This is a genomic window from Streptomyces sp. NPDC036815 (assembly GCF_055609205.1).
Genome location: NZ_JBVJPW010000001.1, coordinates 381128 through 402486 on the forward strand (window position 1 = coordinate 381128; position 21359 = coordinate 402486).

20 protein-coding genes and 2 tRNA genes are annotated in these 21359 nt (G+C 72.1%); 17 read left to right on the forward strand and 5 right to left on the reverse strand.

What is annotated here, in order from left to right; genetic code table 11:
- Positions 1-152: 152 nt before the first annotated feature.
- The 3 genes from ACZ69I_RS01670 to ACZ69I_RS01680 all read left to right on the forward strand — a co-directional run bounded on the left by ACZ69I_RS01670 (position 153) and on the right by ACZ69I_RS01680 (position 3345).
- A complete protein-coding gene (locus ACZ69I_RS01670; RefSeq protein ID WP_470830017.1) occupies positions 153-1445 on the forward strand; it encodes a glutamate-5-semialdehyde dehydrogenase in 1293 nt (430 codons plus the stop codon).
- 82 nt (positions 1446-1527) lie between these two features.
- The gene (locus ACZ69I_RS01675) at positions 1528-2133 is read left to right on the forward strand and encodes an SCO2584 family spore wall biosynthesis protein (RefSeq protein ID WP_467669132.1); all 606 of its coding nucleotides are present in this window, start codon (positions 1528-1530) and stop codon (positions 2131-2133) included.
- Between the two features lie 123 nt (positions 2134-2256).
- Complete coding sequence (locus ACZ69I_RS01680; RefSeq protein WP_467669130.1) at positions 2257-3345, forward strand: SCO2583 family membrane protein; 1089 nt, start codon at positions 2257-2259, stop codon at positions 3343-3345.
- Between the two features lie 14 nt (positions 3346-3359).
- On the opposite strand, the gene ACZ69I_RS01685 is transcribed toward ACZ69I_RS01680, so the two are convergent.
- Positions 3360-4463: a M48 family metallopeptidase gene (locus ACZ69I_RS01685; protein ID WP_470830018.1), complete on the reverse strand. Its 1104-nt coding sequence runs from the start codon at positions 4461-4463 to the stop codon at positions 3360-3362.
- A 99-nt stretch (positions 4464-4562) separates the two neighbouring features.
- Between ACZ69I_RS01685 and ACZ69I_RS01690 the strand changes: the two genes are divergently transcribed.
- The 7 genes from ACZ69I_RS01690 (at position 4563) to ACZ69I_RS01720 (ending at position 8999) form a co-directional block, all read left to right on the forward strand.
- A complete protein-coding gene (locus ACZ69I_RS01690) occupies positions 4563-4916 on the forward strand; it encodes a hypothetical protein (protein WP_470830669.1) in 354 nt (117 codons plus the stop codon).
- Positions 4917-5002: 86 nt separating this feature from the next.
- Complete coding sequence (locus ACZ69I_RS01695) at positions 5003-5167, forward strand: hypothetical protein (RefSeq protein ID WP_467669126.1); 165 nt, start codon at positions 5003-5005, stop codon at positions 5165-5167.
- A gap of 66 nt (positions 5168-5233) precedes the next feature.
- Positions 5234-5872: a nicotinate-nucleotide adenylyltransferase gene (gene nadD / locus ACZ69I_RS01700; protein ID WP_268771192.1), complete on the forward strand. Its 639-nt coding sequence runs from the start codon at positions 5234-5236 to the stop codon at positions 5870-5872.
- A 16-nt stretch (positions 5873-5888) separates the two neighbouring features.
- The gene (locus tag ACZ69I_RS01705; RefSeq protein WP_470830020.1) at positions 5889-7607 is read left to right on the forward strand and encodes an LCP family protein; all 1719 of its coding nucleotides are present in this window, start codon (positions 5889-5891) and stop codon (positions 7605-7607) included.
- A gap of 133 nt (positions 7608-7740) precedes the next feature.
- Positions 7741-8184 carry a ribosome silencing factor gene (rsfS, locus tag ACZ69I_RS01710; protein ID WP_467669121.1) on the forward strand — a complete coding sequence of 148 codons (444 nt, stop codon included), beginning with the start codon at positions 7741-7743 and terminating at the stop codon, positions 8182-8184.
- On the forward strand, positions 8181-8822 hold the full coding sequence (locus tag ACZ69I_RS01715; protein WP_467669119.1) for a histidine phosphatase family protein: 642 nt from the start codon (positions 8181-8183) through the stop codon (positions 8820-8822). The genes rsfS and ACZ69I_RS01715 overlap by 4 nt, the downstream gene beginning before the upstream one ends.
- Positions 8823-8926: 104 nt before the next feature.
- A tRNA-Ala gene (locus tag ACZ69I_RS01720) sits at positions 8927-8999 on the forward strand.
- Positions 9000-9022: 23 nt separating this feature from the next.
- Here the strand turns inward: ACZ69I_RS01720 and ACZ69I_RS01725 are convergent.
- Positions 9023-9955 (reverse strand): helix-turn-helix transcriptional regulator, encoded by a 933-nt coding sequence (locus ACZ69I_RS01725; RefSeq protein ID WP_470830022.1) that lies wholly within the window; start codon positions 9953-9955, stop codon positions 9023-9025.
- Positions 9956-10048: 93 nt separating this feature from the next.
- Between ACZ69I_RS01725 and ACZ69I_RS01730 the strand changes: the two genes are divergently transcribed.
- The 3 genes from ACZ69I_RS01730 to ACZ69I_RS01740 all read left to right on the forward strand — a co-directional run bounded on the left by ACZ69I_RS01730 (position 10049) and on the right by ACZ69I_RS01740 (position 12005).
- Entirely contained in the window at positions 10049-11515 is a 1467-nt protein-coding gene (locus tag ACZ69I_RS01730; protein ID WP_470830024.1) for an MFS transporter, read from the forward strand.
- 70 nt (positions 11516-11585) lie between these two features.
- Positions 11586-11768 (forward strand): hypothetical protein, encoded by a 183-nt coding sequence (locus ACZ69I_RS01735; RefSeq protein ID WP_467669115.1) that lies wholly within the window; start codon positions 11586-11588, stop codon positions 11766-11768.
- A gap of 3 nt (positions 11769-11771) precedes the next feature.
- On the forward strand, positions 11772-12005 hold the full coding sequence (locus ACZ69I_RS01740; protein WP_016643127.1) for a hypothetical protein: 234 nt from the start codon (positions 11772-11774) through the stop codon (positions 12003-12005).
- Here the strand turns inward: ACZ69I_RS01740 and ACZ69I_RS01745 are convergent.
- Positions 11974-13188 (reverse strand): glycosyltransferase 87 family protein, encoded by a 1215-nt coding sequence (locus tag ACZ69I_RS01745; RefSeq protein ID WP_470830026.1) that lies wholly within the window; start codon positions 13186-13188, stop codon positions 11974-11976. The genes ACZ69I_RS01740 and ACZ69I_RS01745 overlap by 32 nt on opposite strands.
- Positions 13189-13309: 121 nt before the next feature.
- On the opposite strand from ACZ69I_RS01745, the gene ACZ69I_RS01750 reads away from it, so the two are divergent.
- A tRNA-Ala gene (locus tag ACZ69I_RS01750) sits at positions 13310-13382 on the forward strand.
- Between the two features lie 63 nt (positions 13383-13445).
- Here the strand turns inward: ACZ69I_RS01750 and ACZ69I_RS01755 are convergent.
- Entirely contained in the window at positions 13446-15038 is a 1593-nt protein-coding gene (locus ACZ69I_RS01755; protein WP_470830027.1) for an NADH-ubiquinone oxidoreductase-F iron-sulfur binding region domain-containing protein, read from the reverse strand.
- Positions 15035-16012 (reverse strand): hypothetical protein, encoded by a 978-nt coding sequence (locus ACZ69I_RS01760; protein WP_470830028.1) that lies wholly within the window; start codon positions 16010-16012, stop codon positions 15035-15037. The genes ACZ69I_RS01755 and ACZ69I_RS01760 overlap by 4 nt, the downstream gene beginning before the upstream one ends.
- 545 nt (positions 16013-16557) lie before the next feature.
- Here ACZ69I_RS01760 and leuS point away from each other — a divergent pair.
- The 3 genes from leuS (at position 16558) to ACZ69I_RS01775 (ending at position 21290) form a co-directional block, all read left to right on the forward strand.
- Entirely contained in the window at positions 16558-19458 is a 2901-nt protein-coding gene (leuS, locus tag ACZ69I_RS01765) for a leucine--tRNA ligase (protein ID WP_470830030.1), read from the forward strand.
- Between the two features lie 140 nt (positions 19459-19598).
- Complete coding sequence (locus ACZ69I_RS01770; RefSeq protein ID WP_470830031.1) at positions 19599-20336, forward strand: hypothetical protein; 738 nt, start codon at positions 19599-19601, stop codon at positions 20334-20336.
- 108 nt (positions 20337-20444) lie between these two features.
- Entirely contained in the window at positions 20445-21290 is an 846-nt protein-coding gene (locus ACZ69I_RS01775; RefSeq protein WP_470830032.1) for a DegV family protein, read from the forward strand.
- Positions 21291-21359: the final 69 nt, after the last annotated feature.

Below are 21359 nucleotides of genomic sequence, written 5' to 3' on the forward strand. Positions count from 1 at the left end.
CGTCGTCCCGCGCCGGTCCCGGGCCGCCGCTCCAGGGGCGCCCACGGCCGCGGGCGCACTCCCGGGGGCGCCGCCGGGCCCGCCCCGGACAGCCGGTCTCGGGGACTGGAATACCGGGTGGACGCCGCACCCGCGGGGATTACCCTGCGGACATGACGTCGCTCTCTCCCGTCTCGCCCTACGACAACCTCTCGCCGGTCGCCCAGGCCGCCTACCGCGCCCGCGGCGCCGCCGCCACGCTCGCGCCACTGCCGCGCGCCGCCAAGGACGACGCGCTGCTCGCGATCGCCGACGCGCTCGAGGTGCGGACCGCCGAGATCGTCGAGGCCAACGGCAAGGACATCGCGCGGGCCCGCGAGGCAGGCACCGGCGAGGGCATCATCGACCGGCTCACCCTCACCCCCGAGCGGGTCCGCGCCATCGCCGCCGACGTGCGCGACGTGGCCGCCCTGCCCGACCCGGTCGGCGAGATCGTCCGCGGCTCGACCCTCCCCAACGGCATCGACCTGCGCCAGGTCCGCGTCCCGCTCGGCGTCGTCGGCATCATCTACGAGGCCCGCCCGAACGTCACCGTGGACGCCGCCGCCCTCTGCCTGAAGTCCGGCAACGCCGTCCTGCTGCGCGGCTCGTCCTCCGCGTACGCCTCGAACGCCGCCCTGGTGCGCGTCCTGCGCGACGCGGTGCACGGCGCGGGACTGCCCGCCGACGCCGTCCAGCTCGTCCCGGGCGAGAGCCGTGACTCGGTGCGGGAGCTGATGCGGGCCCGCGGCCTCGTCGACGTCCTCATCCCGCGCGGCGGCGCCTCGCTGATCAGGACCGTCGTGGAGGAGTCCACCGTCCCGGTCATCGAGACCGGCACCGGCAACTGCCACGTGTACGTCGACGCCGAGGCCGACATCGACATGGCCGTCGACATCCTGATCAACTCCAAGGCGCAGCGCCCCAGCGTCTGCAACGCCGCCGAGACGCTGCTCGTGCACCGGGACATCGCCGACGCGTTCCTGCCGCGCGCCCTGGACGCCCTCGCCGACGCCGGGGTGACCGTCCACGCCGACGAGCGCGTCCTCACGTACGCCGACGCCACCAAGGCCACCGTCGTGCCCGCGACCACCGAGGACTGGGAGACCGAGTACCTCTCGTACGACATCGCGGCCGCCGTCGTCGACACCCTGGAGCAGGCCGTCGAGCACATCCGGCTGTGGACCTCCGGGCACACGGAGGCCATCGTCACCACCTCGCAGCGGGCCGCCCGCCGCTTCACCCAGCTCGTCGACTCCACCACGGTCGCCGTGAACGCCTCGACGCGCTTCACCGACGGCGGCCAGTTCGGCTTCGGCGCCGAGATCGGCATCTCCACGCAGAAGCTGCACGCGCGCGGCCCCATGGGGCTGCCCGAGCTGACCTCCACCAAGTACATCGTGACGGGTGACGGGCATGTGCGGTGAGCGCCCGGTGAGTTGAACGTCGTCCCGGCTGAATTCCCTTACCGTCTGCCCAAATTGCCCCGTCCAGGTCTACTCTGGAGGGGTGCCGGAGGACGTGGGGGGCACGCCGTCGTTCCCTGACGGCTGGGAGCCCGACGACGACCGCGACCACGGGGGTGCGGACGACGAGTTCGCCTCCGTGGTCTTCGACGAGGACTTCGTGCGAGCCGCGGAGGTCCATGAACTGTCCGCCGTGGAGCGCCTCTTGGCCGCCGCGCAGGCGCGCGCCGACGCCTCCGAGGCCGAGGCCCGCCGGGCGCGCACCCGGGGCCCGGCCGCCGACGCGACGGACGACGAGCTCTACGAGGACGGCTTCGGCCCCGACGGCTTCGGGCGCGACGACGACCTCGACGACGCCTGCGAACACGACCCCCTCGTCGAGAGGTACGGCCGCCCGGGACGCCACCCCGGCCAGCTCCGCTGGCACCGCCCCATAGCGTGGATGCTCGCCCTCCTGATGGGCGTCGGCATGGTCGCCCTCGCCTTCACGGCCGTCTACCGCGGCGCCTCGTCGGGCCGCCAGGAGCGGGTGCCCGCGCCCGCCTCGACCGAGGTCGGACGGAGCGCCGGCAGAGAGGCGCCGCCCAGCCCCTCCGTCTCGGCCGGGTTCAGCCAGTCGGCGGTGCCCGCGATGCCCCGCACGCCGTGAGCGCGACCCCGTCCGGCCTGGCACATCGCCGCCGCACACGGCCGCGCCCGGCCGTGAGGAGTTGTCGGAACTTGTCGTGTACCAGGGCGTTTACCGGGCGGCCCGGAGACCTACCCTGAAGGTATGGGCGGGCCAGGGGAACCACCGACAGGGATGCCCGAGGGCGGCGCTCCCGGGGGTGGCGAGGACGAGTACCGATCCGTCGTCTTCGACGAGTCGTTCGTCCGTGCTGCCCGGCTCCAGGAGTTCTCCGCGCAGGAGCGCCTCGACGACCACACGCGCGCCGTGCGCCGCCGCCCCGGCCTCCACAAGGCCCTCTCGCGGCAGCTCGTCATCCTCGTCGTGCTGATCGCGGTGGCCTTCGGCACGGCCATCTACATGGGCGTACGGCACCCGTACCAGTCCCCGGTGAGCAAGCCCCCCGAGCCCCTGCGCATGACGGTGATACCGCTCGCCCCCGCGGGCCGGGTGCCCGGTTCGGGAAGCGTCGGCGACCTCTACGCGCACAGCCCGGCCGCGCAGTTCCGGGTGGGCGCCGCAGGCATCAACCTCCCTGCCGTACGCCGCACTTCACACTTCTCGGACGGTCAGGCGATGGCCGCGCTGATCATCGCCAAGGACTATCTGGTCGAGTCCTCGCTCGACCCGGACGTGCTCACCGGCGGCTCCCCGCGCTCCGTGCGGCTCCTGATCGACCCGCGGCAATTCAGCCAGTTCGACCGGAGCTTCGCCCGCCCGGCGGCCGACGGACGGCACGCGGCCACCGGCTGGCTCGTGCGGTTCGACCCGGCAAGGGCCGCGCTCGCCGACAAGCGAGTCAGGGCCGAGGGCACGCTGCGGGTCGTCGAGGCCGACAGGAACACGCTAGAGGTGACCTCGGAGCACACGTTCGTGTACGCGCTGCGGCCCGCCGCCCGGCGGGCGGGGGAGCAGCGGGCCGCGGCCTCCCTGTTCACCGTCCGCCGTGAGCTGCACTTCCGCTTCGACCGCGACGACCTGCGGATGCACCGGGCCGAGGTGCTCACCTCCGCCACCCAGGCGGGCCCCCTCGCCTGCGCGGCGGGCACGGCGGAGCACCTGCTGCCGCTGCTCGCCGGGCAGAAGGCGGAGGCGGGCGGTCCGGCCGGCACCGATCCGTACGGGACGGGGAACGCGACGGCGCTGTGCGGTTCGCTGGCGACGACCGCACAGCCTTCGCTCTCGGCGTCCTGAGCGCTGCGTGACGGTTACGTGGCGTCGCCCCGATCGCCCTCGCCCTGACCCCGACCGCCCCGGTCCTGGCCGCCGCCCTGGCCCGTGAACTTCCCGCGCAGCTTGCCGCCCAGGTCGCCCGCGCCGCCCGCGATGTCGTTGACCAGCTTCATCAGCGGGTCCTTGCTGCCCCGCACGTCGTCGGCGTACGACGACGCGGACTGCCGGAAGGAGTCGGAGACCGAGGTGTCCTTGTCCTCGTCGCGGCGCGGGTAGTGGCCGTCCATGATCCGCTGGAAGTCGCGGGTCCCGGCCCACTTCTTCAGCTCGGCGGCGCGGACCGTGGCGAAGGGATGCGTGCGCGGCAGGACGTTGAGGATCTTCAGCACGGAGTCGCGCAGATCGCCACCGGCCTCGTACTCCTCGGCCTGCTCCAGGAACGCGTCCACGTTCATCTCGTGCAGGTGGTTGCCGCCCGCGAGCTTCATCAGGCCGCGCATCGACGCCATGAGGTCCTGGCCGACGAGCAGCCCCGCCCGGTCCGCCGACAGCTCGGACTTGCGGAACCACTCGCGCAGGCCCGTGACGATCGCCATGATCGCGACGTTGCCGAGCGGGATCCAGGCGACCTTCAGCGCGAGGTTGGTGAGGAACAGCAGGATTGTGCGGTAGACGGAGTGGCCGGAGAGGGCGTGGCCCACCTCGTGGCCGACGACCGCGCGCATCTCCTCCTCGTCGAGCAGCTCGACGAGCCCCGTCGTCACGACGATGATTGGCTCGTCGAGGCCGATGCACATCGCGTTCGGGTTCGGGTCCTGGTTGACGTACATCGGCGGGACCTTCTCCAGGTCCAGGATGTAGCAGGCGTCCCGCAGCATGGTGTTGAGGTGCGCGAACTGGGCGTCGGAGACCCGTACCGAGTCCGACAGGAACAGGAGCCTGAGGCTCCGCTCGGGCAGTAGGCCGCTGAGCGCCTTGAAGACCGTGTCGAAGCCGGTGAGCCTGCGCAGGGCCACCAGGGCGGAGCGGTCCGCCGGGTGCTCGTACGCCCGTGACGAGATGCCGGGGAAGCGCCGGCGCTGCCTGCTCGGCACGCGCTCGTGGCCCTCGTCGCCCCCGCGGTGGTTGTCGTCGGTCATGCCGCATCCCCCATGTCTCGTCCTCCTGTGCCCCCGAGGTGGGGCCCAGCCTAGGCGGAGATACCGTGACGGGGCAGCACACAGAAGGAGTCATCCGTCATGGAGTACAACCCCGGAGCCGAGTGGCTCACCGAGGCGGCCAAGGCCGCGGAGCGGCAGGGTCCGGGCAATCTGCTGCGGATCGTGCTGATCGTCATGGTCGTCGGCTGCGTCCTGGTCGGCTGGTTCCTGCTGCGCGGGTACCGGCAGAGCAGCGACAGCGGTTCGGTACGAGGCGTGGACCGCATGCCCGAGCGCCCGTCCGGCGAGGACACGGAGAGGCCGTCCGGCAAGGCCGCGGAGAGCGCGCCCGACCAGGGCACGGAAAGCGCGTCCGCCAAGAGCGCCGAAAGCGCGCCCGACAAGAGCGCCGAAAGTACGCCGGACAAGGGTGCAGACAGCCGCAACGGCTGAGTCGGCGTAACCCGGAACGGGCCCCCCGCTTACGATGGCCCGGAAGTCTTTATGTCCATCCCACCTCCGGATAGGTCCTGCCTGAGATGAGCCTCCACAGCAACGCCGCCCAGCTGGTCACTCTCGCCTCCGAGGGCGGCGAGCACGGCGGCAACCACGAAAGCCTCAGCCCCATCCTCACCGGCGGGGGTGCGTTCGTCATCCTCCTGCTGCTCCTGTGGATCACCACCCGCTTCAACCGGGACCGCTGAGCGGGGCCGTCCCGAACGGGACCGCTGAAACAGAGCCCGTCCGCCGGGCCGGTAGGGTCTGCACGCATGGGAGAGCAGGACATGCCTACCGGTCCGGAGACCGGTCCGGTGAGCAACGGCAAGCGCCGCCTGGGCGTCATGGGCGGAACGTTTGACCCGATCCACCACGGACACCTCGTGGCGGCCAGCGAGGTCGCCGCGCAGTTCCACCTCGACGAGGTGGTCTTCGTGCCGACCGGCCAGCCGTGGCAGAAGAGCGACAAGCAGGTCTCGCCCGCCGAGGACCGCTATCTGATGACGGTCATCGCGACCGCCGAGAACCCGCAGTTCTCGGTGAGCCGCATCGACCTCGATCGCGGCGGAGCCACCTACACGACGGACACGCTGCGCGATCTGCGTGCCCTCAACCCCGACACGGACCTCTTCTTCATCACGGGCGCCGACGCCCTCGGCCAGATCCTCACCTGGCGGGACACGGAAGAGCTGTTCTCCCTCGCGCACTTCATCGGGGTCACCCGGCCCGGCCACACGCTGGCCGACCCCGGGCTGCCCAAGGGCGGCGTCTCCCTGGTGGAGGTGCCGGCCCTGGCCATCTCGTCCACGGACTGCCGCGCGCGGGTCGCCAAGGGGGATCCGGTCTGGTACCTGGTGCCCGACGGTGTGGTGCGTTATATCGACAAGCGCGAGCTGTACCGCGGCGAATGAGCCGAGAGGGGCACCGGTGAACGACCGACAGTACGACCCGTATGCGGGCAGCGACCCGTATGCGGGCGAGTACGCGGGCGAATACGCGGCTGATCAGTACCAGGTCGTCGGGTACGACGAGTACGGGCGGCCGGTGTACCAGCAGGTGCAGCCTCAAGTGCCTCAGCAGCAGACGCCGCAGCAGGCGCAGCAGCATCAGGGGTACGGGTACGACCCCTACGCGGGCGGCCGGCAGCAGGGCTATGAATCCGGGGCCTACGGAGCGGGCGGGGCCGGGGCGTACGACGCGTACGGCAATGCCGGGACCTCGTACGACACCGGCTGGATCCCGCAGCAGCAGCAACCCCAGCCATCGCAGCAACCCCAGCAACATCAGCAACCCCAGCAACAGCAACAGGCCCAGGTGCCGCCCCAGCCCGCCCCGGACCCCGAGCCCACGCCGGAGCGCGAACCCGAGGGTGAGTACAAGGACGCGTACAAGACCGAGCAGTTCTCGTTCATCGAGGAGCCGGACGAGGACTCCGAAGACGTCATCGACTGGCTGAAGTTCACCGAGAGCCGCACCGAGCGGCGCGAGGAGGCCAAGCGGCGCGGGCGCTCCCGGGTCGTCGCGCTGGTCGTGGTCCTCGCCCTCGTCGTCGCGGGCGGCGTCGGCTACCTCTGGTACGCGGGCGAACTGCCGGGCCTGTCGGACGACAAGGACTCCGCGGGCGCCGCGGCCGGACCGCAGAAGCGCGACGTGGTCGTCGTCCACCTGCACAACACCAAGGGCGGCGGCACCTCCACCGCGCTCCTGGTCGACAACGCCACCACCGAGCAGGGCGCCACCGTCCTGCTGCCCAACTCCCTCGCCGTCTCGGACGACGACGGCACGTCGACGACGCTCGGCAAGTCCGTCGACGACGACGGCTCGACCGGCACCCGCGAGTCCATCGACACGGTGCTCGGCACCGAGGTGGAGGGCACCTGGCGCCTCGACACCCCGTACCTGAACAACCTCGTCGAGCTCGTCGGGAACATCGACATCGACACGGACACCGACGTGCCCGACCCCAAGGCGAAGAAGGGGCAGGCGCCCCTCGTGAAGAAGGGCGAGCGGCAGACCCTGAGCGGCCCGATGGCGGTCGCCTACGCCACCTACCGCGCGCCCGGCGAGTCCGAGTCCGCCCAGCTCGACCGCTTCGGCCAGGTCATGCAGGGCGTGCTGCGCAAGCTCTCGTCGGACCCCCAGGCGGCCACGACCACCGTGCAGTCGCTCGCGCAGATCCTCGACCCCTCGCTGAAGGAGAAGGACCTCGGCGCCTTCCTGGCCAAGCTCGCCGACCGGGCCAAGGGCGGCGACTACAAGACCACGCTGCTGCCGGTGCGGCCGGACGGCACGCTGACCGAGCAGGCCGGCGACACCGTGGTGAAGGACGTCCTCGGCGGAGCCGTGAAGAGCCCGGAGAAGGGCGCGGCCGTGCGGGTCGGCGTCAAGAACGCCTCGGGCAAGAAGGCCGCGGCCCAGGACGCCCGGGTCTCCCTGGTCAACGGCGGCTACACCTTCATCGACAGCGGCGCGGGCTCCACTGCCCAGGCCGCCTCGCAGGTCACCTACGCGGATGCGGCGAAGAAGACGCAGGCCAGTGAGGTCGCGAAGACCCTCGGGCTGCCGGCGAGCGCGGTCCGCAAGGGCAGGACACCGCCGAACGCCGATGTGTCCGTGGTCCTCGGTCAGGACTACCGGGACGGCTGAGGCGACCGGCGCGGACGGCCTCGCGCCGGCCGCGCCGGGGGCGGCCCCGGGGCGGTGACGTAATCGTCTGGGGTGCTGTCGGCGGTCCGTGAGACCCTGGGGGTGTATCCACCACCCGAAGGAAAGCTCACAAGTGACCGCCACGGACCGCTCCACCGAGCTCATCACCGTCGCCGCCCAGGCGGCTGCCGACAAGCTCGCGCACGACATCATCGCGTACGACGTCAGCGACGTGCTGTCGATCACGGACGCCTTCCTGCTCGCCTCCGCGCCGAACGACCGCCAGGTCAAGTCGATCGTCGACGAGATCGAGGAGAAGCTCAACAAGCAGCTCGGCGCCAAGCCGGTCCGCCGCGAGGGGGACCGCGACGCCCGCTGGATCCTCCTCGACTACGTGGACATCGTGGTGCACGTCCAGCACAGCGAGGAGCGTGTCTTCTACGCCCTCGAGCGCCTGTGGAAGGACTGCCCCGAGATCGACCTGCCCGAGGACGCCAAGGCGACCCGCGGCAAGGCCGCCGAGCACGCCGAGCAGCGGGCCGCGGAGGAGGCCGACCTGGACGGTGAGCTGCGGTGACCAACCGCGGCTGCCGGATCATCCTGTGGCGGCACGGCCAGACCGCCTGGAACCTGGAGCGCCGCTTCCAGGGCTCCACGGACATCGAGCTGACCGAGACGGGCGTCGCCCAGGCCAGGCGCGCCGCCCGGCTGCTCGCCTCCCTGAAGCCCGACGCCATCGTGGCCTCGGACCTCAGGCGCGCGGCGGCCACCGCCGGTGAGCTCGCCGCGATCACCGGCCTCCCCGTCGCGTACGAGGAAGGCCTCCAGGAGACGTACGCGGGCGAGTGGCAGGGCCTGACGCACGACGAGATCATCGCCCGCTTCGGCGAGCAGTACGCCGCGTGGAAGCGCGGCGAAGCGGTGCGCCGCGGCGGCGGCGAGCTGGAGACCGAGGTCGCCGACCGCGCCGCACCCGTCGTCCTGCGCCATGCCGAGAAGCTGCCCGAGGACGGCACGCTCGTGGTGGTCAGCCACGGCGGCACCATCCGCACCACGATCGGCCGTCTCCTCGGCCTGGAGCCCCACCACTGGGAGGGCCTCGGCGGCCTCACCAACTGCTGCTGGTCGGTCCTCGGCCAGGGCGCGCGGGGCTGGCGTCTGCTGGAGCACAACGCCGGCACGCTGCCGGAACCGGTGCTCGGCGACGACGACTGAGCACCCCGGAGCCGCTCCGGCGGGCGGCCGGACCCGGATTTCACATTCCGGCTGGTCGCAGGCTAAAGTTCTTCTTGTTCGCCCGCCGAGCGGGAAGAACACAAGGGGCTATAGCTCAGTTGGTAGAGCGCCTGCATGGCATGCAGGAGGTCAGGAGTTCAATTCTCCTTAGCTCCACAGTCCCGGAAATCCCGTCCCCGTCAGGGGGCGGGATTTTCCTGTTCCTCCCGCGCCTTCGTCCTGAGCCGGTGCAGCTCCGCCGTGTGCCGCCCGCTCTCCTCGTCGTCCGGGGTGTACACGACGATCCGGCACTCCGGCATGCCGTCGATGCTCAGGGAGACCGACGACATGCGCAGCTCGCCGATCGCGCGGTGCCGGAACGTCTTCACGCGCCGCCCGGGCGGTATCACGTCGCCGCTGTCCCAGAGCTCGGCGAAGTGCGGGCTCGCGGCGGAGAGCCTGCGCAGGAAGCCCTCCCAGGCCGGCTCGCCCACGTGTCTGCCGTACGCGCTGCGCAGGGTGGCCACCATCACCGGCAGCTCCGCGTCGCGGAACACCAGCGGGCACTCCGCCGCGGGAACGGTGAACAGCGACCACAGCACGTTCGGGGCGCCGGTGCCGGGAGGCTGGGGGAGGAGGAACAGGTCGCGGTAGGCGGGGTTGGTGGCGAGGATGTCGTACCGCGCGTTGTAGACCACCGCGGGGCGCGGGTCCATGGCGTCGATGATGCCCTGCACGTCCGCGCCCACCGCGTGCTCCGCGGCCGCGTGGTCCGGGGCGTACGGCACCTCGGCCAGGTGGTACAGGTGCTCGCGCTCCGGCCGGTCGAGGCGCAGGGTGCGGGCCACGGCGTCCAGGACCTGGGGCGAGGCGTTGATCGGGCGCCCCTGTTCCAGCCAGGTGTACCAGGTGACGCCGACTCCGGAGAGCTGGGCGACCTCCTCGCGGCGCAGGCCCGGTGTGCGGCGGCGCAGGCCGGGGGCCATGCCCACGTCGGCCGGCGTCACCCGGGCCCGGCGCCCGCGCAGGAAGGCGGCGAGCTCGGGGCGGCGGCGCTGGGCCGTCCCCGGGCGGCCCCGGTCGTGGATTCCGGGCTCGCCCTGCGCGGTCGTCATCGTCGTCACGTCCCCCATCGTCCGCCCCCGCCGAGGCCGCTGACAGGTGCTGTCAGTACCAGCATCGGCGGGCTCTCGTCACCCGTACCGAAGCGCCCGCACGCTCATGCCATGACAACGACCTCCCCGTCCGTCCCCGCGAGCCCAACTCCCGTGTCCAGTAAAGCGCCCGGCACCGACAAGCGGCCCGGCCCCCTGCTCGCCGTCGTCCTCGCCGCCCAGTTCATGGCCCTGCTCGACGTCTTCATCGTCAACGTCGCGGCGCCCACCATTCGTTCCGAACTGCACGCGTCCGGCGCCGGATTGCAGCTGGTGATCGCCGGCTACACCATCACGTACGCGGTGCTCCTGATCACCGGTGCGCGGCTCGGCGACCGCGTCGGGCACCGCCGGGTCTACCTCGCGGGGCTCACGGTCTTCACCGCGGCCTCGCTCGCCTGCGGACTCGCCCGGGGGACCGGCGAGTTGATCGGCTTCCGGCTGGTGCAGGGGGCGGGCTCCGCGGTCCTCATCCCGCAGGTGCTCAGCCTGATCCAGCGCAATTTCGCGGGCGAGGCACGGACCAGGGCGCTCGGCGCGTACGCGGCGGTCCTCGCGACCGGCGCCGCGGCCGGGCAGGTGCTCGGCGGGGCCCTCGTCGGCGCCGACCTGTTCGGCGCCGGGTGGCGCCCGGTGTTCCTGGTCAACGTGCCGGTCGGGGTGGTGCTCCTGGTCCTCGCGGTGCGCGTGCTGCCGCGCGACGACGACGGGGAGCGGGCGGCCGGGCGGGCACGCGGGCTCGACCTGTCCGGCCTGGTGCTGCTCGGCGCCGCCGTCTCGCTCTGCACCGTGCCGCTGGTGCTCGGGCAGCAGGAGGGCTGGCCGCTGTGGTCCTGGCTCTCGCTGGCGGCGGCCGCGGCCTGCTTCGCGCTCTTTCACGCGTACGAGTCGCGCCTCGCCCGGCGGGGCGGGGCGCCGCTGATCGCGCCCCGGGTCCTGCGGACGCCGGGCATGGGCCTCGCGGTCTTCCGGATCGCCGCCGGGATGGCCGTGAACGCGGGCTTCCTGCTCACGCTCACCCTGCACCTCCAGGGCGGTCTCGGCTACAGCCCGCTGCGGGCCGGTCTCACCTTCGCACCGACCGCCGTGGTCTTCGGCGCGGTGGGCCTGACCTGGCGACACTGGCCGCAGGCCGCCCAACGGGCGCTGATCCCGGGCGGCTTCGTGCTGACCGCGGTGGCGACGACCGCCGTGGGGCTGCTGCTGCGGGACGGCGGCGACGGCGGTCCCTGGCTTTATGCGGCTCTCGCCGGCGTGGGTGCGGGGCTCTCCCTGGGCTTCAGCCCGACCCTCACGCGGACGCTCGCCACGGTGCGCGGCGAGGACGCGGCCGACGCCAGCGGACTGCTCGCGACGGTCACACAGCTCGGTCAGCTGACCGGTGTCGCCTGCTTCGGCGCCCTTTTCCTGAACCGGATCGAGTCGCAGGAGGCTCCCGGGGCGTATACATCCGCGGGCGCGCTCTTGGTGTGCGCCTGCGCGCTGGCCGCGGTGGCCACACTCGGCGCCGTGTCCGGACTGGTACGAATGCGTCGCTGACCGGGTCGCTCAGAGCGTGGCAGAATCGGACGGCCGGAAGGAGACGCAGCCCGACGGGAGGGAGAGCGCGATGCCTGCGAGCATCCTCGGAGAGGCCGACCGCCTCTCCGAAGCGGCGGCCGTACGGGAACGAGCCGCTCTCCGCACGCTCCTCAACTGCCCTTCCTGCGGCTCGGCCCACGTCGCCCAAGTACTCGGTGACAACGGCGGAGTCTCGTACGTGTGTACCGCCTGCGGCCACAGCTGGAGCTGATCGATGGGTGCACACAGGCGAAAGTGCGACTGGTGCGGCAGTGGCACGCCGATCGTCCGCGACATGGAACCGGTCAACCCGGACTACCAGTACTGGTGCGAGGAATGCGCACGGGCGCTGATCATAAAGGGCGACCCCATCGAGACGTACCGCGAACTCGAAGGGGAGCCGATCTACGGTCGGCTGCTCGACGAGCACTGCACGCTCAAACGGTTCTACTCCTTCGCGACCGCGTGACGGCGACCAGAAGGAACACGAAAGCGGTCACCACGTAGAGGGCGGACAGCGTCATCTGGCCATAATTCTGGACGAGTTCCGGCCGCCCTCGCCCGTGCGGCACCCACCACAGGGCGTACGAGCAGAAGACCAGGGACGCCGCCCCGGCGACCGCCCACCGTGCCCGGCTGCCCCGGTGTGCCGCCTCCACCCCCAGGAGCAGCGCCATCGGCACGCACCACACCCAGTGGTGCGACCACGAGACCGGGCTCACCAGGAGCGCCGTCGCCGCACAGGAGAGCGCGGCCCAGGCCCGTTCCCCGCGCAGTGCGGCGGCCACCGCGACTCCGAGGCCGAGCGCTGCGGTCACGGCGGCGGCCAGGACCCAGGAGGCCCCGGGCTCCCCGGTGTGCAGACACCGGGCGAGGACGCCGCGCAGCGACTGGTTCGCGGTGTCCTCGGCGAACCCGACCCGCCCCGCCTCGAAGACCATCCGGCTCCAGAAGCGCCACGAGTCGTGCGGCAGGGCGGCGGCCGCGAGGAGCGTCGCGCCGGCGAACGAGACGGCCGCCACGCACGCGTGGCGCACCCTCGGCCGCCACGGCCCGCGCCGCAGCGCCTCGGCGGCCCCGGTCAGCAGCAGGAAGAGCGCGAAGAGCGCGGGCGTGAGCTTGATCGCCGCCGCGACGCCGATGCCCACGCCCGCCCAGCGGTGGCCGGGGTGCCGGGACAGGTCCCATAGGACGAGGACGGCGAGCAGCAGGTTGATCTGTCCGTAGCGCAGCGTCGTCCACACCGGTTCGCACCAGACGGCGAGGGAGGCCACCCACAGGGCGCCCGCCACGCGCGTGTGCCGCTCGCCGTGGATCAGCCGCAGGGAGAGGTGCGCGAAGCCGACCAGGAGCAGCAGGTTCCCCAGCGCCGCGAGGGTGCGCAGGTCCGCCGTGTCCAGGAGCGTCAGCGGTGTGAACAGCAGCGCTGCGAACGGCGGGTAGGTGGTGGGCAGATGGGCCTCTGTGGTGCGCAGTGCGTAGAGGTCGCCGCCCGCGCGCACGGTCGCGCCCTCGGCCCGGTAGACCATCAGGTCGATCATCGAGACGTCGGCGGCGCGCTGCGCGAGCCAGAAGGCCGTGAAGGAGAGCAGGCAGGCCCCGGCGGCCAGCGGTACGCGGCGGCGGGCGGCGGCGAACGCGATCACGGTCACGGGGGCTGACAGTACCGGCCGTATCGGGCCGTACCGGTGCAGACCGGAATCGATTTGGTGGAGCACGGGGATGACCGTGTAATGTTGGCGGAGCCGCCGGGGAAACCGGGCGGACAAGCAAGGGGCTATAGCTCAGTTGGTAGAGCGCCTGCATGGCATGCAGGAGGTCAGGAGTTCAATTCTCCTTAGCTCCACAGGATATGAGCGGGCCACCCGGATCGGGTGGCCCGCTCTTTCGTCGTCCCCCTTCTTCTCCGTCACTGCCTTCCGCTGCCGAGCGCCCTGCGCCGCCGCCCCGGCGGAAGCGCCGCAGGCAGCCCGGGGACGCCCTGCGGCTTCGCCTTCGACGGCTCCTCGATGCGCAGCGCGAGCGCGGGACAGCGGCGCACCGCACGTGCGGCACGCGCTTCGGAGTAGCGCGGTACGGAGGCTTCCGCGACGGACGGGAAGCCGTCCGGGCCCAGCTGGATCAGTTCCGGGACGATGTCCGCGCACAGCCCGTGGCCCTGGCAGAGCGTCCAGTCGACGGCCAGCTTGCGGCCGCTGGGCGCCTCGGCCGCGGGCACGTCCTCCTGGAGGGGCAGGACGCCCTCGACGGGGCGGCCGCAGCCACCGCCCAGGACGTGTGCCGCGAGGTCGTCCGTGAACGTCGAGATCGTGGACTCCAGGAAGGCCGCCGAGCCGTCGGGGTGCTTGCACGCCCCACGCCGCTTCACGGCCCGGGTCACCTCGCGCAGCGCTTCGAGAGCGGTCGGACCGCCGCCCTGCAGCACGTCAGCGAGGCCACGGGCCGCCGCGGGGAGGCCGAGGTAGCAGGGGCCGCACTGCCCGGAGCTCTCGGCGGCCAGCCAGTTCGCGACGCGCAGCGATTCGCCGAGCGGACACGTGCCCGCGCCGATCGGCAGGACGGCGCCCGCACCGAGAGCGCCCCCGCAGGCGTCCAGGGAGGCGCGGGAGACGACCGCGTCGTGTGCCGTGACGGTGTCGAGCCACTTGCCGTGATAGCCGCCGGTGAGCACGCCCTGGGGGAGCGCCGGTGCGCCGGCGAGCTGGAGGACGTACCGCAGCGGCACCCCGGTGGGCACCTCGACGACCATCGGCCGGGCGACCGCTCCGGAGAGGGTCAGCAGGACCGTGCCGGGCTCCTCGCGCAGGCCGGTGCGGCAGTAGCGGTCGGCGCCGGTCCGGGCGGCGACGGCGAGCTGGGCGAAGGTCTCCGCGTTGGACAGCAGGGTGGGTGCGCCGCCCACTCCCGAGTCGGACGTGCGGGCCTTCCGCCCCGGTGGCAGCGGGGGGCCGCCGTCCGCCGAGCGGACGAGGGCGGAGGACTCTCCGGTGACCATGCGCACCGGATTGCGCTGCACGCGCGCGCGAAGGGCCGGTCCGCGCCGGTCGCCGAGTCCCCGTTCGGCCAGCGCGGTGCGCATCGAGGCCTCGGTGGAGTCGCGCGTCACGCCGATGACGAGGGTGCGCGCCCCGAGGGCCTCGGCGGCGAGCAGGGCGCCGTCCAGGATGAGGTGCGGGGCGCGGTTGATCAGGACGGTGTCCTTGCGGCAGGCGGGCTCGTCCTCGCTGCCGTTGACGACGACCACGGGGCGTACGCCGCGACGTATCGCCGCGTCGGCGACGGCCCGCAGCTTCCGCGCGAAGGGGAAGCCGGCGCCGCCCCTGCCGCGCAGCACGATCTGCTCGGCGAGGCGGGCGAGCGGCTCGCCCGCCATGGGTTCCAGCGGGCCGTGCACCTTCAGGTGCATGGCCAGATCGAGGCGTTCGACGAGGTCGAAGCCCGAGGTGAGCAGAGGCAGGCCGACCACGCGGACTTCGGGGACGTCGGGCAGCGGCGCGTTCACGGGTGGCCTCCGGTGGCGGCGTTCCAGGGCTCGCCCGAGCTGGGGGCCTGGAAGGGCCGGGGCAGCGGCTCGGTGGCGGGGCCACTTTCGTACGCGGGGTCGAGAGCGATGTCGTACGACGACGGGTCGTGGACGGGCAGGGGAGTCGTGTCGTACGTGGGCGGGGGCGCGACGTACGGGGACTCGGCGGGCGGTGGTGGGCAGGGCGCGGGCCAGCGGGCGTCGGGTTCGGCGCGTGGCGGGGGGACGGTGGGGGTCAGCGCGCGGTAGGCCGCCGAGATGCCGGCGGCCGGGTCGGGGGCGGGGGCGGTCGCGCCGGGCAGCGGCGCCGACGCGGTGTCCCGCGCGGGAGGGCGTTCGCGGGGCGGGGCGTCGGGGGCCGGTTCGAGCAGGGCGAGGATCCGTGCGGCGACCTTCCGCTTGACGGGCAGCGGCGCCGCGCGCAGCGTGACGGCCCCGGCGACGGCGGCCAGGCACAGGCAGTACAGCGTGACCACCCACGGCTTCGGCTCGCGGCCCGCGTACAGGCCGTGGACCAGCGCCGAGCACCAGGCGGGGTAGGCCAGCATGTGCAGCGCCCGCCAGCGCGATGCGACCCGAGCAGGAGAAGCGAAGGCACTGCGCAGAGCGCCGGTGACGCCGGTGGCGATCATCAGGAGGCCTGCGAGGGAGCCCAGGCCGATGAGGCCGGAGCTGCCGGTGACGCCGAGCCCGAACGGCATCAGGGCGCCGAACAGCGACACGTGGTCCAGGGCGACCTTGACGGTCCCGTGCAGCAGCAGGAAGCCGATGGCGCAGACCGCGGTGGCCCGGTGCACGGCCTGGGCGAGCAGGCGCTGGCGGGAGTGCAGGAACAGCCGGTCGGTGGCGACCAGGCCCCAGACGACGGCGGCGGTGAGCGAGACCAGGGACAGGACGCCCGCGGTGAAGTCCAGCGCGGCGCGCAGCCCGTCGCTGCCCGCGAAGACGAGCACGGGTATCAGGAGCAGCGCTCCGGCGCTCAGGGCCCGCGACAGCGGGACGGGGGGCCGGGAGGGCGGACGCGGAGCGGGGCGGGCCGGCGAACGGGGAGACGATCGGGGAAGGGAACGGCTCTTGCGGTGCGGGTGCAGAGGGTTCATGGGGGCGACTCCGAAATGGTTCGGTCCCGCCGCATGCTAAGTCGCTCCATACCGGTGGGTACGAGGTTTGAGTTATTGCGTTGTTATCAAAGCGCGATCCGATCTTGGTGTTGCCCCGATAGTGGGCGGTACGCGGAGTAACCTTTGGCCAAAGGCTGGGGGTGGAGCACCCCGGGTGGTGCGCGGGGAAAGCTCGTCGCGGGCCGCGCGAGCGCTGCGGTACCCTGACGCCATGCGTGCCGTACGCCTTCTGCTTAGCGGGCCGCGCTGATCAGTCCCGACCGCCGCTGAACCGCGGTCGGAATCGGCGCGGCGTCCCCTCCTGTGCGAGGGGCATTTTTGTTTGGCCAGGACGGTCAATTCCGCAGGCAGAGACGATCGATGGAGCTTTGAGGATCATGAGCGAGACGAATTCTGCTGCCGCCTCCGAGGTGGCCGCGCCGCACCGCTATACGGCCGCTCTGGCCGCTGAGATCGAGGCACGCTGGCAGGACTTCTGGGACGCCGACGGCACCTACGAGGCGCCGAACCCGAGCGGCGACATGGCCGCGCGGACCGAGGCGGAGGCCGCCCTGGTGGCCAGGCCCAAGAAGTTCATCATGGACATGTTCCCCTACCCCTCCGGAGCGGGCCTGCACGTCGGCCACCCCCTGGGGTACATCGCCACGGACGTCTTCGCGCGCTTCCAGCGCATGACGGGCCACAACGTCCTGCACACCCTGGGCTTCGACGCCTTCGGCCTGCCCGCCGAGCAGTACGCCGTGCAGACGGGCACCCACCCGCGGGTCTCCACCGAGGCCAACATCGAGAACATGAAGTCTCAGCTGCGCGCGCTGGGCCTGGGCCACGACAAGCGGCGCTCGTTCGCGACGATCGACCCCGAGTACTACAAGTGGACCCAGTGGATCTTCGTCCAGATCTTCAACTCCTGGTACGACGCCGAGGCGGCGAAGGCCCGTCCGATCGCCGACCTGGTCGCGCAGTTCGAGAGCGGTGACCGCGCCGTACCGGACTCCACGCGCGCGTGGAGCGAGCTGGACGCCGTCGAGCGCGCCGAGGTGCTGAGCCAGTACCGCCTGGCCTACGCCTCCGACGCCCCCGTCAACTGGTGCCCCGGCCTGGGCACCGTCCTGGCCAACGAGGAAGTCACCGCCGACGGCCGCTCCGAGCGCGGCAACTTCCCCGTCTTCAAGGCCAAGCTGCGCCAGTGGAACATGCGCATCACCGCGTACGCCGACCGGCTGCTCGACGACCTGGACGCGCTGGACTGGCCCGACGCCATCAAGCTGCAGCAGCGCAACTGGATCGGCCGCTCCGAAGGCGCACGCGTGAGGTTCCCCGTGGGCATCGAGGGCGATGCGATCACCGTCTTCACCACCCGCCAGGACACCCTGTTCGGCGCGACCTACATGGTCCTGGCCCCCGAGCACGACCTGGTGGACAAGGTCGTGCCGGAGGCCTGGCCCGAGGGCACCCACGAGACGTGGACCGGCGGCCACGCCACCCCGGCCGAGGCCGTCGCCAAGTACCGCGCCTTCGCCGCCTCAAAGTCCGACGTGGAGCGCCAGGCCGACGCCAAGGAGAAGACCGGCGTCTTCACCGGCGTCTACGCCACCAACCCGGTCAGCGGCGAACGGGTCCCCGTGTTCATCGCCGACTACGTGCTGATGGGCTACGGCACCGGCGCGATCATGGCCGTCCCCGCGCACGACAGCCGCGACTTCGCCTTCGCGCGCGCCTTCAACCTGCCGATGCACTGCGTGGTCGAGCCCTCCGACGGCCGCGGCACCGACACCAGGACGTGGGACGACGCCTTCTCCTCGTACGAGGCGAAGCTGATCAACTCGTCGAACCAGGAGATCTCGCTCGACGGCATGGACGTCGAGGGCGCCAAGGCCCGCATCACCGGCTGGCTGGCCACCCGGGGCATCGGCGAGGGCACCGTCAACTTCCGCCTGCGCGACTGGCTGTTCAGCCGCCAGCGGTACTGGGGCGAGCCCTTCCCGATCGTCTACGACGAGGAGGGCATCGCCCACTCGCTGCCCGAGTCGATGCTGCCCCTGGAGCTGCCGGAGGTCGACGACTACTCCCCGCGCACCTTCGAGCCGGACGACGCGGACACCTCTCCGGAGACGCCGCTGTCCCGCAACGAGGATTGGGTCAACGTCACGCTGGACCTGGGCGACGGCCCCAAGCAGTACCGCCGCGAGACCAACACCATGCCCAACTGGGCGGGTTCGTGCTGGTACGAGCTGCGCTACCTGGACCCGCGCAACGACCAGCAGCTGGTCGACCCCGCCGTCGAGCAGTACTGGATGGGCCCGCGCGAGGGCCAGCCGACCGGCGGCGTCGACCTGTACGTGGGCGGCGCAGAGCACGCGGTGCTGCACCTGCTGTACGCGCGCTTCTGGTCGAAGGTCCTGTTCGACCTGGGCCACATCGCGTCGGCCGAGCCGTTCCACAAGCTGTACAACCAGGGCATGATCCAGGCCTACGTCTACCGGGACGCCCGCGGCTTCCCGGTGCCGGCGACCGAGGTCGAGGAGCGCGACGGCGCGTTCTTCTTCGAGGGCGAGCCGGTCAAGCGTGAGCTGGGCAAGATGGGCAAGTCCCTGAAGAACGCCGTCACGCCGGACGAGATCTGCGACGAGTACGGCGCGGACACCCTGCGCCTGTACGAGATGGCGATGGGCCCCCTGGACGTCTCGCGCCCCTGGGACACGCGCGCGGTCGTCGGCCAGTACCGCCTGCTGCAGCGGCTGTGGCGTCTGATCGTCGACGAGTCGACCGGTGAGGTCACCGTCGTGGACGTCGCCGAGGCCGACACCGACGAGAGCACCCTGCGCGCCCTGCACAAGGCGATCGACGGCGTCCGCCAGGACCTGGACGGCATGCGGTTCAACACCGCCATCGCCAAGATCACCGAGCTGAACAACCACCTGACGAAGGTGGGCGGCCCGGTGCCGAGGGCTGTCGCGGAACGCCTGGTGCTGCTGATCGCGCCGCTGGCCCCGCACATCGCCGAGGAGCTGTGGCGCAAGCTGGGCCACACCGACTCGGTCGTCCACCGGGACTTCCCGGTCGCCGACCCGGCGTACGTCGTGGACGAGTCCGTGACCTGCGTCGTGCAGATCAAGGGCAAGGTCAAGGCGCGCCTGGAGGTGTCGCCGTCGATCTCCGACGCCGAGCTGGAGAAGGTGGCGCTGGCCGACGAGAAGGTCGTGGCCGCGCTGGACGGTGCCGGGATCCGCAAGGTGATCGTGCGGGCGCCGAAGCTGGTGAACATCGTTCCCGCGTAACCGTCGGGCCACTGCACGGGCAGGTGCATAGGGGTCTTCCCCTACGGGCAGGTTGGGGGTTCCGCTGGAACCCCCGGCCTGCCTTCTCCGTTTACGGTGGGAGGAGTCACTGGAACGGACGGGATGCGGAGAGGAGCGTCATGGAAGCCGTGGGCGCAATCGTGGCGCTGCTGGTCGTGCTGTTCCTGGTGCTCGGGGTGTACGCGACGGTCAAGGTCGTCCGCGCAGCCAAGCGAGGCGTGGACCGCACCATCCTGGAGGCCCGCAGGACGGTGGAGGACACCACGCTGCGGGCGAAGAGCTTCGCGCAGGTCGGCACGGCCGCCGAACTGGCCCAGTTGCGGCTCTCGTTGCGCTCGTCCATGCGTGCCACGCAGGACGTCCTGCAGGCGGGCGCCGCCGACGACGCCTCTCTGAAGGAGACGCTGAGTCTCTTCGACCGGCTCAGCGCCCACGGGCACGAGCTGGACGACGAGCTCCGGCGCCTGGAGCGCGACCCGGACAAGGCCGCTCTGGCCACGCGCCTCCCCGACCTGCGGGAGCGCACGCAGCAGATCACCAAGGCGGCCGACTCGCTGCGCTGGTCCGCACGCGACCGGGCCCGCCGGTTCGCGGACGACGACCTGGACTCGCTGAGCACCCAGATCGACATGGAGGCGGGTGCCCTGCGGCACTGGACGACGGAGCCGTCGCCCGCGCAGGCCCCGCCCGCGTGGCCCGAGCCGGAAGCGGGCCGGGACGCCGAGCAGACCTGGGCCGAGCCGTCCGCGGCCGACCGGAAGGCGGCCCAGGAGCCGACGCGGCCCGCGATCACCCCGCCCACCGCGAGGGCCGCCCATCCGTGGGAGAAGAAGCCCAAGCCCGAGAGCACGACCTGATACGGCCGGCGGCGCCGGACGCTTCCCCGGAACGGGCTGTCCCCCTGTCACAGGCGTCAACAGGGGCCGGGCTGCCACCCGACAGCACAGACAGGTAATCTCCAGCTCATGTCCCGCCATGTCGCGATCGTCACGGATTCAACGGCCTACCTGCCGCAGGGGACGATGGAGCGGCACGGCATCACCGCGGTGCCTCTGACCGTGGTCCTGGGGGACCAGGCGCTGGAGGAGGGGACGGAGATCTCGGCCCGCTCGCTCGCGCTGGCGCTGCAGAAGCGGAAGTCGGTGACCACGTCCCGGCCCAGCCCCGAAGTCTTCGCACAGACCTACCGCAAGGCCGTGGAGGCGGGGGCCACGGCCATCGTCTCGCTGCACCTCTCCGCGGAGTTCTCCGGTACGTACGACGCCGCGGTCCTCGCCGCGAAGGAGGCGCCGGTGCCGGTACGGGTGGTGGACACCGGCATGGTCGCGATGGCCCTCGGCTTCTGCGCCCTGGAGGCTGCCCGGGCCGTGGAGGCGGGCGGCTCCGTGGAGGAGGCGGTGGCCGCCGCGGAGAAGCGGGCCGCCGGTACGTCCGCGTATTTCTACGTCGACACCCTCGACTATCTGCGCAGGGGCGGCCGCATCGGCGCCGCGCAGGCACTGCTGGGCTCCGCACTCGCCGTGAAGCCGCTGCTGAAGCTGGACGACGGCCGCATCGACATGCTGGAGAAGGTACGGACGGCGTCCAAGGCGATCGCTCGGCTCGAGGAGATCGTGGTCGAGCGGGCCGGCACAGGCCAGGTCGACATCGCCGTGCACCACCTCGCGGCGCCGGAGCGGGCGGAGACGCTCGCCGACCGCCTCAGGGACCGGGTGCCGGGCCTCGCCGAGCTGCACGTCAGCGAGGTGGGCGCGGTGATCGGGGCGCACACGGGACCGGGGTTGCTGGGGGCTGTGGTCTCGCCTCGGTGAGGTGTCGGGCGGTGCGGGGTGGAGCGGCGTGTGTTTGTTGCCTGTGTCTTCGCCCCCGTGTCTCGCCCC